Annotated in this window: 13 protein-coding genes; 3 read left to right on the forward strand and 10 right to left on the reverse strand. The window is 48.9% G+C overall.

Annotation, left to right across the window (positions count from 1 at the left end):
* Positions 1 to 102 precede the first annotated feature (102 nt).
* The 5 genes from XYCOK13_RS16660 to XYCOK13_RS16680 all read right to left on the reverse strand — a co-directional run bounded on the left by XYCOK13_RS16660 (position 103) and on the right by XYCOK13_RS16680 (position 5499).
* Positions 103 to 1449, reverse strand: a complete 1347-nt coding sequence (locus tag XYCOK13_RS16660) for an extracellular solute-binding protein (RefSeq protein WP_213413370.1) — start codon at positions 1447 to 1449, stop codon at positions 103 to 105.
* A gap of 20 nt (positions 1450 to 1469) precedes the next feature.
* Positions 1470 to 3053: an N-acyl-D-amino-acid deacylase family protein gene (locus XYCOK13_RS16665; protein WP_213413371.1), complete on the reverse strand. Its 1584-nt coding sequence runs from the start codon at positions 3051 to 3053 to the stop codon at positions 1470 to 1472.
* 87 nt (positions 3054 to 3140) lie between these two features.
* Positions 3141 to 4253: an aminotransferase class V-fold PLP-dependent enzyme gene (locus XYCOK13_RS16670; RefSeq protein WP_213413372.1), complete on the reverse strand. Its 1113-nt coding sequence runs from the start codon at positions 4251 to 4253 to the stop codon at positions 3141 to 3143.
* A 1-nt stretch (position 4254) separates the two neighbouring features.
* Positions 4255 to 5040 carry an SDR family NAD(P)-dependent oxidoreductase gene (locus tag XYCOK13_RS16675; protein ID WP_213413373.1) on the reverse strand — a complete coding sequence of 262 codons (786 nt, stop codon included), beginning with the start codon at positions 5038 to 5040 and terminating at the stop codon, positions 4255 to 4257.
* Positions 5041 to 5202: 162 nt separating this feature from the next.
* A complete protein-coding gene (locus XYCOK13_RS16680; protein WP_213413374.1) occupies positions 5203 to 5499 on the reverse strand; it encodes a hypothetical protein in 297 nt (98 codons plus the stop codon).
* A gap of 429 nt (positions 5500 to 5928) precedes the next feature.
* On the opposite strand from XYCOK13_RS16680, the gene XYCOK13_RS16685 reads away from it, so the two are divergent.
* Positions 5929 to 6126, forward strand: coding sequence for a hypothetical protein (locus XYCOK13_RS16685; protein WP_213413375.1), 198 nt, complete (start codon positions 5929 to 5931; stop codon positions 6124 to 6126).
* Between the two features lie 332 nt (positions 6127 to 6458).
* Positions 6459 to 6797, forward strand: coding sequence for a L,D-transpeptidase (locus XYCOK13_RS16690; protein ID WP_213413376.1), 339 nt, complete (start codon positions 6459 to 6461; stop codon positions 6795 to 6797).
* Between the two features lie 28 nt (positions 6798 to 6825).
* On the opposite strand, the gene XYCOK13_RS16695 is transcribed toward XYCOK13_RS16690, so the two are convergent.
* From XYCOK13_RS16695 to XYCOK13_RS16705, 3 genes are all read right to left on the reverse strand, one after another.
* Entirely contained in the window at positions 6826 to 7107 is a 282-nt protein-coding gene (locus XYCOK13_RS16695) for a GNAT family N-acetyltransferase (RefSeq protein ID WP_213413405.1), read from the reverse strand.
* 668 nt (positions 7108 to 7775) lie between these two features.
* The gene (abc-f, locus tag XYCOK13_RS16700; protein ID WP_213413377.1) at positions 7776 to 9239 is read right to left on the reverse strand and encodes a ribosomal protection-like ABC-F family protein; all 1464 of its coding nucleotides are present in this window, start codon (positions 9237 to 9239) and stop codon (positions 7776 to 7778) included.
* Between the two features lie 469 nt (positions 9240 to 9708).
* Positions 9709 to 10152 (reverse strand): VOC family protein, encoded by a 444-nt coding sequence (locus XYCOK13_RS16705; protein WP_213413378.1) that lies wholly within the window; start codon positions 10150 to 10152, stop codon positions 9709 to 9711.
* Positions 10153 to 10527: 375 nt separating this feature from the next.
* Here XYCOK13_RS16705 and XYCOK13_RS16710 point away from each other — a divergent pair, with 375 nt between their 5' ends.
* Positions 10528 to 11418: a putative RNA methyltransferase gene (locus XYCOK13_RS16710; RefSeq protein ID WP_213413379.1), complete on the forward strand. Its 891-nt coding sequence runs from the start codon at positions 10528 to 10530 to the stop codon at positions 11416 to 11418.
* Positions 11419 to 11634: 216 nt separating this feature from the next.
* Here XYCOK13_RS16710 and XYCOK13_RS16715 read toward each other — a convergent pair whose 3' ends face one another.
* A complete protein-coding gene (locus XYCOK13_RS16715) occupies positions 11635 to 12072 on the reverse strand; it encodes a hypothetical protein (RefSeq protein WP_213413380.1) in 438 nt (145 codons plus the stop codon).
* Entirely contained in the window at positions 12050 to 12475 is a 426-nt protein-coding gene (locus tag XYCOK13_RS16720; RefSeq protein WP_213413381.1) for a DUF6220 domain-containing protein, read from the reverse strand. Before XYCOK13_RS16720 ends, XYCOK13_RS16715 begins: the two co-directional genes overlap by 23 nt.
* Between the last annotated feature and the right edge of the window lie 95 nt (positions 12476 to 12570).

The raw sequence follows: 12570 nt of genomic DNA on the forward strand, positions 1-12570 counted from the left end.
TGGCCTTCTCCATTCTTCCCGACTTTAGATATTGCATTGGAAGAGCAGCAGTTGCGCAGAAGATTTGCATCAGCTGCGCAACGCCATCCCCGCTTTTGTGAATTATTCGGATTCACGAGTAATCTTGGTAGCGGCCTCCAAATTATCAGTCAATTGGTCAATGGTGATGCTGCCGTCAATCAAAGCATTTAGTCCATCGCCCAGGGCTTTTAGTACTTCCGGATATTTGTCAGTAAACAATTGGACGTGTGTAGCGATATTCGGGCTATTCAAGGATTGAATGGCATCCAGTAACGATTCAGGCAATCCGGCAGCATAGTTGTCCAAGTTCTCTAAAGGTCGTAAGACGCCCACTTCATCAGCCCACAATTGCATGATTTCATCGGTAAACATGAACTTGATGAATTCTTTGGCAAGTTCAGGATTTTTCGCATCTTTTGGCACTCCAAGCACAGAGGCTGCAATGGAAACATATTGGGATTCGCCTGGTTTATTCCATGGGTTGCCCAGGAATCTTAGTTCAAAGTCATCTGGCCAATTGCCTTCCATCTCATTTTCGATCCATGTGCCGGATACAACGGTAGCTGCCCTGCGATTAATAAATTCCATTTGCGCTTGCGTATGGTCAAAAGAAAGCACGCCTTTTTGAATGAACCCGTTGTCATTCAAGTCTTTAATGCGTTCAAAAGCTTCGATAACAGCAGGGTCCTTCCATGCTCCCTCAACATTATTTTCTATTTTCTCCAGAATCTCTGGTCCCCCAATGGAGCCAATTAAGGGAACGACCGACCAGGTAAAATAGACAGGGTATACGCCGGTGTAAGTAAACGGTGCTATATGATTCGCTATCATTTCATTTCCTACTTGCATGAATTGCTCCAGATTTTCCGGGGCAGTCCACCCATTTTGATCAAACAAATGCTGATCATAAAATTGACCGAATACCAAAGTATCAAAAGGCATTAAGTAAAGTTCATCGTTTACACGAAGTCCGTCGATAATGGAAGGAATCAGCATATCGCCAAATTTCCCGTCACCTACCGGGGCATCCACTGCCAACACATCTTCAAGCGATGTTAGAAGACCCTCGCTGATTAATCGATAGCTGTCAAAATGCGAAGCATTTGCGAAGTACAGGTCCGGCGGACTTCCTTCCAGGAAATTGATTCTAAGCGTCTCGCTGTTGGTAGGACTTAACTCCACTTCAACCACTACATCTGGATTTGCCTGTTTAAATGCATCGATCGTCTTATTCCATACCTCTTCGCCATAGCCGCCAGCGAACAACGACAGTCTTAAGGTTTGGGACTCGGAACCGGAGTCCGTATTACTGTTGCCGGACTGGTTTGACCCTGTGTTGTTATTGTTTGAACTGGAGCACCCAGCAATTACTCCCATCACCAATGCCATAATCATGAAAATGCTAATCAGCTTCTTATTGTTAGTCACTGTTTTGCCCTCCTTATTGTTTAGAATTGCCTGGATAACGCTTGTCCTGCAAATACACCGGTTACTTTCTCGTTTCGAACCGCAACTTCACCGTTAACGAGTACATGTGAGATGCCTTCCGGGGCGCTTCTGGAAAGTAGATAGGTTGCGGTGTCTCTGACCGAATCCGGATCAAATACAACCAAATCCGCTGCTTTCCCGACTTCCACTGTTCCCCGATCCTTCAGGCCGAAACGGTCTGCGGCCGTCTTGGTCATGCGGTTAATCATTGTCTCAAGTCTGAAGCCGTATTCCCTGCAGAAACGGAGCAATCTGGGGAATGTGCCAAAAGCTCTTGGATGAGGATTTTTCCCAAGCGGAATCCCATCGGAGCCAACCATATAATAAGGTCTGGACAATAGCTCCAAGACATCCTTGTTGATTTGCTCCCAAATATCCGGAGCGTCAAATGGAGGCGTTGTAAAGAATCCGACCTCTAGCTCTTCTTCCAGCAAAATATCGCATATCATATCCGGCACAGACTGTCCGCGCTCTCTGGCCACATCAATAAAGCTTCTCCCGATATACTGCGGATTTTTCTTTAGATGAGTGAAATGCCCGACGCATTCGATGGTATTGGCTTCAATTCCTTCCATCATCCGTTTTCTCAAGGATTGATTCCGAAGTCTTTCCAGCGTTGCATCAAACCCGTCCTCCACTGCCCATGGCGGAAGAAAGATCACAGCATAACCGCTTCCGGAAGGGTACGGATATAGCTCCAACGTAAGGTCAACTCCCCGCTGATACGCCGCATCGATATGCTTCATCACTTCATCAACCTTGCCAGCGGTTTCCGGGGTAGTTCTGAAATGGGAAAAGTGCAGCTTGGCCCCTGATTTTTCCGCAATCTCAATGGCTTCCAATACCGGATCAAACGGCTCCCCGCGAAATACACTTCGCAAGTGAGTAACATATACGCTGTCGTTCTCAGCCACAGTTTTGCATAATTCAATCATTTCTTCCGTATCGGAGTACGAACATGGATAATAGCTTAGCCCGGTAGAGAAAGCAGCAGCGCCTTCCTTAAGTCCTTGATCAAGCAATGCTTTGGCTTTTTTCATGCTCTCGCCGGTTAAAGGCACGTCCTTCATCCCTACCGTTTCAAGCCTCAATGCTCCGTGCGGCACTTGGTATACCGTGTTGATGGCAACCGTTCGATGAAACTGTTGGCGGTATTCTGCTACAGTCGACCAATCCCATGAAATAGGCGGCCTGCCGTTTAATCCGGCTAAATACTTTGCATACATCGATAAGTTCGCTTCGCTTAACGGTGCGTATGAGAGCCCGTCCTGGCCTAAAACTTCCGTTGTCACACCTTGATACAGCCCATTGGCATGCTGCCTGTCCCACAATAACATAATGTCGGAATGAACATGCGTGTCGATAAAACCCGGGCTGACAATTTTTCCAGTAGCGTCAATGATCTCTGTTGCAACGACATTCGGCTTTTCATCAGCAGCAATCTCAACGATCTTGCCGTCTTTCACATAAACGTCGGCTTTGAATCGTTCTTTCTCAGTGCCGTCAATGACGCAGCCGCCTTTGATGACTACATCAAATTGCATGTTGGTTTCCTTCCCCTCTTTGAAGATTGCCTGAAGTCCGCTTCCCGTATTTTTTGTGCAACACCCCCTATTCCATAGTTTCGCGCTTCACTCCATTGATAAAAGCGCTTTCATTCTATCGATAATGAGTGGAATTTCATGGTCTTGAAGATTCAGCGGATTAATGATGATGCCTTGTTCATCCGGAGTTAAGCCAACCATGATTCCCGGCTCTCCCCATTCCAATTGATTCTTGAGCTCAAGGGCGGAAAGAGGCATCGATGAATCCAAAATAACGGCCGCTCTGGGATAATGTTGCCCTACAGGACCAGGAAACACTCTTTGCACTGTCAGCCCTGGATTATTCAACGATTTTTGGATCAGCTGAACTCTTTGTTCCAGTTCATGTGTCACTTTGGCATGATCCAAGCGTATATAACGTTCGACCGCTGCCAACAATCCCATCATTTCTTCTTTTCCAACCTTCATCGATCGGCCTATTGAATGCCTTGGACTCATGTGGATGCGGCAGGCATGGATCAAGTCTCTTTTACCTACGACAAGCCCTGTGCATTGGGGCCCTCTTAATGTTTTTCCACCCGAGAAAATCGCTGCTGTCGCTCCCATTTCCGTAAATCTCCATAAATTCTCAACCGGCGGCAGCTGTGCCGCAGCATCCACAATGACAGGGATCCCATGCTTTTGGCCAATCTCTATTACGGTTTCCAAAGGCAGGACCCCTTTCTTTAAGGTCGCTGCATCGAAATAAAAGATGCAGGCAGTACGGTCATTGATAGCGCTCTCCAGCTGCCATGGATAAGTGACATCCACATTTCCTATCTCAACCAGCTTAACGCCAACCTGCCTAATCGCGTGATCATAACCATTTCTTTGGCTTCTATGCATAATAACTTCATTTTTCATGCCTAATGTATCCGGCAATCTTTCAGCTTTCGCCAAATCGTCGCCTGCAACGCAGGCTGCAGTCACAATGGCCATGCCTGCAGCTGCCCCATTGGTTATAAGCGCACTTTCATTTCGGGTCAACTGAGCAAGCCGTTGTCCTGCTTTATCCTGAAGCTCTTCAATGTTGACGAATGATTTCCCGGCCTCGACCATAGCATGGATGACTTCTTCCGGCATTAACGAACCGCCGATGATGGTATACGTATCAACCGCATTGATGAGAGTGCGGACACCCAAGTTTTTGTACGATGGCATGTTATATCCCCTTTTCCTCGATGATTTGCGCCAAATATCCTCCGTCAACGGTATGGCAGCTCCCTGTAATAAATGAGGCCATATCGGATGACAGGAATAATATGAGCTGGGCAACCTCTTCGGGCTGTCCTGCGCGGTACATCGGCTGCATCGTTTCGATAAATTGCTTGAGAGCTTCGGGGTTCTCGTGATTCTCAATGGATCGATGCAAGTCGTCGGTATAGATGCATCCAGGCATAACTGCATTCACACGAATGTTGTTCCTCGCATAATCAATGGCCATTCCTCTAGTTAAGGCATTGATGCCGCCCTTTGTTGAGGCATAGACGCTAAAATGCTTTTGGGTCGCTTCCGCTTGTACGGACGATACATTCACAATGGCGCCTTTCCCGGCATCCATCATATAGGGTATACAGTACTTGGAGAAAAGAAATACGCTTCTTAAGTTTGTATGGTGCAACCGTTCCCATTCTTCTTCACTTACGGTATGGAGCAGCTTTTGCATTCCGATTCCGGCATTGTTGACCAAGATATCGATTCGGCCATATTTGGCATAGGTTTGTTCAACGGCTGATCGAACTAAATCAGGGTTTGAAACATCCGTTTGCATAAAAAATGCGCGACCGCCAGCCTTTTGGATTTGCTCAAGCGTTTGTTGCCCCTTGGTCTCATGAATATCAACCAAACCAACGATGGCTCCTTGCTCTGCGAATAATAAGCTTGTCGCTTTGCCAATACCCGACGCGGCCCCAGTTACTATAGCGACTCTTTGATCTAACAAAGTCATATGGCATCACACCTCCTCTATGAAAGTATTTTAGTTTATTCGTTCGACGAATAAACTATTCTAGCGTCATTATAAGCCTAGGTGTTTTTCAGTGTCAATTCGCAAATTAGTCATTTCCGAATTGCCTCCTTCGAACCTCCACCGATAACAGCAATCTTCACTTTATTGTTCATATACCGTTCTCCTCCCATAGAAATTAAATGTGGAATAAATGCTTGCATCGGCTTTCATTCCTATTCGATCCATAGCTAGCAATACCGCGCCATAAACCGGCGCCTTATCAGGAACTGTATATTTGGCATCGGGATATTGACTTTGCACCGTTTTCTTCAATTTCGCCAAAAGCTTGTCGCTTTTCCCCAGCTGAAACACACTGCCAATCAATACAGCCGGGATCTCATCTCCTTCGAAGTTGCCAAGGCGCTTAATGACAGAATAAGCGGCAATGCCAAGCTTCATTTTAGTATTTTCCATGATTTGAATGGCCGACCTTGAATTTGGTTAGTTTATTCGTCGAATTAACTTGCTTAATGTTAATCTGGTTATGACTTAATGTCAATCCATAATTTATGAATATGTTGCTATTCCGTAATAAAGTCTACCATACCTGTTCTGAGCAAATTTCACCATGGAACAGTAGACTATCACATTGACAAAAGCAGATAAGCAGGTAAAAGTGTTGAAGAGGATCATGGATGAACATATGACTAACGCGGAAGGAAGCAACATTCGGACTTAAAGACGGCAAGTGATTTAGCTAAAGACCCTTATGTTTCCGCCATAAACCGGTCACCTTATTTCAACATTTTTCACAATGTGTTGTATAGGTCGAACTACTGGTATCCGCTCATTTCAGCATGGATGGTCAATTCGCAAACCTATAACTTCATGTATAATTCTATCAAGTTGGCTGGACTTTCCACGATTTTCATCATTTTGGTGTTCGTCATCGTTGCCTACACAAGCCGCATGCTGAACAGTGCCGCAGGAATCGCGCTCGCCAAGACGATGACGACCGGATACGCCATACCCGGGGCGATTATCGCGATTGGCGTCCTAAGCTTCTTCATTCCTGCTGCTGGATGAGCCGTTCAGTAATCTGGATGCGGCTTCAAAATCACGATCCGCCGTGAGCTTCGGGATATCTTGAAGACAGCGGGCATCACCTGCCTGCTCGTATCTTACGATCCGCAGGACATCGAAAGTATCTGCGATCAATCAATCCGCTTCAGCGAACAGAAGGTTGCGACATGAGGCGACTGACCCCGAGCAATTCTTGAACAGGAATCGCTCGGGGTCTTTTTGTTGTTTCGATATTTGATTCATTAACAGTGGCACCTTTTCTCCGGAGGCTGAATCACCTATCACCCTGTCAGCAGGCATCCGCATATGCTGCAAAAAAAAGGATGTGATAAGCCATGCCCAATTACCGAATTATCGTAGATCTATCCGACCGTCAGTTATATCTGCTGGATCATAATACTGTCGTTCGCGGGTTTCCTGTGGGAATCGGCGCCATGGTCACGCAAACACCAACAGGCGAATTTACCATTATTAACAAACAAGCTAACCCCGGAGGGCCTTACGGCGCGTTCTGGATGGGCTTGTCCAAACCGCATTACGGCATTCACGGTACGAATAATCCGGCTTCCATTGGCAAGCTGGTATCCCTCGGTTGTATTCGGATGTATAACCAGGATGTTGTTGCATTATCCAGGCTCGTACCGGTTGGAACAAGAGTGACGATTCGTCCGTAGCGCCGGACGGTGGGGAGTCAGGCATTTATCACGCATTGTCTTTTACCCTATACCAATACCTATATACTTCTTTGTACCCCAGCTTGGAATAAAGCCTCCATGCCGGAGCATTGTTCGCTACTACCGCTAGATAACTGTACCTGGCTCCATTCTCCCGCCCCCACCTCAGCAGATGGAGTATCATTTGCTCTGCAAAGCCTCGGTTTCTGAAGTTGATATCCGTCACGATATCGTATAACCCTATGTGTTCCCTTTCCACTACTCCAAAACCACAAGCTATAGCTTGCTCCTGGTCGTAAAGCGTAAATATGCAATCACCAAAAAACCTCTCCCTATCCTCTGACTATCCACTAGCCTGGGAGGTTGACACATCCATTTTTCCAACATCAAGCCAATATTCTGCAATTGCGTAATCTCTTATTTCAAAATTTCACCGAATCCGTAACGATCTCGTCACAAGCTCACAACATTGGCGGCGGCGGTACGATAAACCTGTGGAAATGACTGAAACCGGTACATCGCGTTCAGAGGTAGGACGAATTAGGAGGCGAAGAAGGAACGGACCAGTCGCTTGAATCAAATAGCGGTCATCCGTGTCCATTAGAGCGAAAAAAACGTTCTTTTGCTTTTCTAACGGTCGCCGATGTCCATTAGAGAGCAAAAATCGTCGTTTTGACCTGTCCATGCTGCGCTAATGGTCACCCATGTCCGTTATATTCCTAAAAACGCCCCAGACACCCTGTAGCGGTCATCCGTGTCCGTTTGAGTTCCGGATGCTGCATTTCCCAAACGGCTAAATCGGCAGCGCTGCTATCGTCAACATGAACGTTCACAGTGGATGAGCATCATGTATCGCATTGTCGTGAACGGACTTCGAGAATCCCCATATTATGTGTTCAACATCCAATACATAACACTTGAAGGGGCTGCTCAACTTGATGCAGCCCCTCATGTTGTAGAACAAAGGCTCTGTTCGTTCTAGTCTATCCTGATAATGTTCCCATCCTTGACTTCATATACTATATCCGCTACATTGTCCACCAACCGGGCATCATGCGTGATAAACAAGATCGTCCCTGCATATTCGCGCATAAGCTGCTCCAAGGCTTCCACCGCAGGAAGATCGAGAAAATTGCTCGGCTCGTCCAGGAGCAGGATATTGTACCGGCCGAGCAGCATGTGGGCCAGCTTCAGCTTGATGATCTCCCCGCCGCTCAGTACAGCCAGCTCCTTGCGGATGTCCTGCTGCGAAACCCCCATTGCCGCCAGGACGGCACGCACCTCAGACACTGGATAGTCGCATTCGTCCAGCAAATACTCCAGCACTTTCTGATCGCGCATGGTTTTGTAGCTGTCTTGCGCAAAGTAGCCCAACTGGGCTTTGGGCGACAGGACAATGCCGTCTTCGCGATTCAAAATCATCTGGAACAGGGTGGATTTCCCCGTCCCATTCGCTCCCGTAATCGCGATTTTGGCGCCCAGCGGAAATTGAAACGACGCCCGCTCGAAGATCACTTTGTCGCCATACCGCTTGACCAGATCGTTCCCGATGATCGGAAACGGATTGTGCAGGGCCAGGGCAGGGCTTTGCCGAAAGCGAATGGTTCGTAGCGTTTCCGGCGCTTCCGGCTTGCCTAGCGCTTCCATGCGATGCTCCATGTTGCGGGCGGCTTGATGCAGCTTCTTCTGTTTGCTGCCCGTTGTTTTCTGATGGCCGAGTCGTCCGCCGCTCTCCGATTTGTTCTTGCCGGAGGCCCGTGCCTTCTGCTCCATCTTTCTGGCCTGACTCTTGGCTTCCGCAATGGCTTTCTCCAGCCGCACGCGCTCAGCGCTCCACTGCTTGAATTGCTCGGCCTGGCTTCGCCGCTCCTCCTCCTTCTGGGCCAAGTAGTCGGAGTATCCGCCCCAATACTCGGCAATCTTCCCGTCCTTCAATTCCCAGATCTTATCCACGACTTGGTCGAGAAAGTCGCGATCATGGCTGATGACCAACAAGGCGCCAGTAATCTGCCTGCATTGGCTGATCAAAACCTGTATGCCCTCGCGATCCAAGTGGGACGTCGGTTCATCGGCCAGAATCCCGTCCGCGGCTTCCGACATCGCCAACGCGATCTTCAGCCTCGTCTCTTCGCCGCCGCTTCGGCGCTCGTCGTCGAGCTTGCTGGCGACGCCCATCTTGCCCAGTAAGGCGAAGTTTTTGCCCTCTCCTGCAACAGGCTCATCCAGCTGCGGAATATAAGCTAGACGTCCCTCCCGTACAATCTGGCCTTCCGATACTGGCCTTTCTCCAACCAACACCTTCAGCAACGTGCTCTTGCCCGCCCCATTCGCACCGACCAGGCCAATGCGATCATACGGGTACAGCTCGAGTTCTTCGATATCCAGGACTTTGCGCCCCAAGTACTCCACGTATAGGTTTTCAACTTTTACCAATGGCTTCATCTAAAATTCCCTCCTTCAAAAATCGCAGTCTTCTGTTTCGCAGGATGACCTGCGATTGATGAAGGGGATCAAATAAAGAACAACCAGCGCATCGTAACCCGCTCCTTTATGCAATTTGACATGCCGCAAGAAACATAGGAACAAGACATCGAACGGATTTCGGGCAACAAAAAAGCAGATCCAAGTCCGGCAATGCGGGCTTGCATCTGCATCATTCACGAGCGAGGCCAAGTGAAAACAAGACATTGCTGTCAAAACAACGCCATGCCTGTTCCATGAAAGTATTCGCAAATGCAAGCAGCTTAAAAAAGCCCACATGTGTGGAAAAGAAAATCCGCTTTTTATCGCCAGCTTATCGAATACGCATGGAATGCAGCATCTATCAAGGGCCTCCTATTCAAGAATACACAAATCGTAACACGGATGTTCCTGCGTGTCAAAGGCTCGCCGTCTAGTTTAGCGCTGGCGGTTAATCAATATCCAGCAGCTCAATGATGACGCCCAGGTCATCCACGCTGTCGACGTAAGCATATTTGTCGCCATTCTGGATCAACGGGAAGCCGAACTCTTCCAGCTTCGCAGCTGTCTCCATCATGCGGTCTTTCGCCTTGAACGCAATGTGGTGAACGCCTGGTCCATTCGTTTCCAGGAATTCCTTCCATGTAGACGGATCCTCGGTAGGCTCAATAAATTCCAGCACCGTGTTTTCAAGGTTGAAGAACGACAGTCTGACACGTCCCTGCGTAGACTCTCCCCGGTACGTAACCGTATCGCTGCCGTCGTCATTCGCCATAATAATGGTAGGCTCCGGCACTTTGAGCAGCTCTGCAAATCGGCGGGTTGCCTTCTCGACATCACGCACGACGATCGCTACCTGACAGATTAAAGTGGTCCCAAGAATTGTGTTTGCCATTTCCATTCTCCTTCTTCTGTTGGGTGTGACCTAATGGGGCTCAGAGAACTCAGGATAGGTCTGCCTCCACTATACCACACCTCCCCTTGCTTACTTCAAGGTAACTAACCCCCCCAGCCGAGATGTGCCCTCCTTGCTCATTCCACCCATATCCGCTTCCCTCGCGGTTCCAAATCTTATATACTAATCAGTGGGTTCGATAACCCGACCAACTCTGGCATGCGGGGTGTTGTCTTTCATGATTCACTTCATTCGTTTGCGCAAGTAAAGGATAGGTGCAGCCTGCAGCTCCGTCGTTTTTTTGTTGAGATGGCGTGAGTTTATTTGCTGTGCCTTTTTCATTTTACTTCCAAAAATGAATGAGGTGTCTTTACTATGTTCAAAAACAACAAAGGCCAGAAGCTGGCACGTCTTCTCGCGGAACATGCCCGGCTTTTCCGCTGCCCGCTGTGTGCCCAGCCGATGAAGCTGGTTGAGGAGAAGAGCTTGGTTTGCCGCAGCAACCATTGCTTCGACTTATCCAGCAGGGGATACATCAACTTTTTGACGCAAGCGCATAAATCGAAATATGACAAGGGTCTGTTTGCCTCTCGGGAAATGCTGTTTCGGCACGGGGCGTTCGATCCATTGATTGCGCATATTGGCGCGACTTTGGCAGAAGCTGTAGGGAATGACGGAGATCATCCGATCACGCTGCTGGATGCCGGATGCGGCGAAGGCTCGCATTTGGCCAAGCTGCAGAAAAGTATCGAGCGCCATACAGCGCGCCCGGCCTTAGGCGTTGGACTTGATATAGCCAAGGATGGCATCGTCAGGGCCGCCAAGAAATCTGCACATGCGCTATGGGGTGTTGCCGATCTTGCCAACAGTCCGTTGGCTGACAATACATTCGATATCGTGCTGAATATTCTCTCTCCTTCCAACTACACGGAGTTTCTTAGAGTGTTGAAAGATGACGGCATGATTGTGAAGGTTGTTCCGGGGAGCACGCATTTGCAGGAGCTTCGGGAACGATTTCGCAAGCAAGCTCGGAGAGAGGCTTCTTCCAATGAAGCTGTTCTCGACCACTTTGCCCGGCATGTCGGACTGTTATCCGTTAAGCGGATGAAATACAAGAGCACACTGGAAGAGGAAGCAAGAGAAGCTTTAATCCGCATGACTCCGCTTTCCTGGGAAGTGCCGCAAGAACGCATGCAGCAAGTATTGGACGAGCAGCCATTTGAAATCACGTTCGACTTCACTATTCTGCTTGGCAAGCAGCGATGATGCGAACACGCTAACGGAACAGACAGCCTCTATTTGCTGACATCAAAGCAATTTTTAACGGAAGCCACGGACCTGATTGCAGTAAAAGCCCAGCCTATTGCTGCAATATCTCAATATTAGGTCTGTCGCTTCCGTTATTTTTTGTTTCCTTCCACTATGGCCGAATAACGCCTCCTCGTTCCGTTAGACATCATAGACCGAAGCCATTCTCGCCTGCTACCGCTGAAGCACACCCTTCAGTACCTGAGCGACCAGGCCAGTGATGACCCCTGCCGCCGCACCGGTAAACAAGCTGCTGAAGAATGCGAATAGCCGGGTGATGACGGCGTTAGCGGTCGGGGAAAGATCGGATAAATTCCCTCCTAGCTCAGGCGGTGTCGGAAAAGCGTTGTGCCAGAGCAGCTGATGGGTGATGCCAAGCAGCACACCGTAAATGATCCCGACAGCAAGCAGCGACTGGAATGGCCGGGGAGTCCTCGCCCGAAGCGCCACAGCAACCCAAATGACCGGGGGCACAAAAACGAGCAGCATGTTCGCTAAGCTGCCTGGCTCCACCCAGTGCAAATCATGCGCGATCACCCTGGGCACGCCTAACAATGCCAGCAGTAACAAGTTGACGAACGACAGCTGGCTATTGCGCTGCCGATTTGCCATAAACGCTTGCCTCCTGCTTCACTCTGAGCTGTTTCCAGGCGCGCAGCGTTGTTTGCACGGAGAGCACGAACAAGACTAGCGCGATCACCGGATGGGCGGCGCCTGCCACAGCCACGTTAGCGGTGAAATACTGGACAAAAATCAGCAGCAAGAGCCCCGTGCTCTCCATACGCATGGAAATGGGGAGCCGACCGGTAAACGAAAAGATCAGCATCAGTAACGGAATGACTTCGAACATATGCACAAACAGGGTATGCGTCCGCCAATGTCCCGGGTCCATGAACAAGGCCATGCCGGCGAGATACGTTTGGATCAATATGCATGCGATCAGACCGCATGCCAAGCTGAAATACAGCGCCCGCGAAACTTGATTCAGTTTGGTAATGGAACGTTCTTTGCTCATTGTTTTTTGTCCTCCTCGGAAATATGCACGCCATCATCGCCAGACCGTAACGGTATCCCTGGCCATCTTGGACGGCGCCATGATCATGCTTATAA

Origin of the sequence: Xylanibacillus composti, assembly GCF_018403685.1 — a bacterium.
GTDB classification, from domain to species: domain Bacteria; phylum Bacillota; class Bacilli; order Paenibacillales; family K13; genus Xylanibacillus; species Xylanibacillus composti.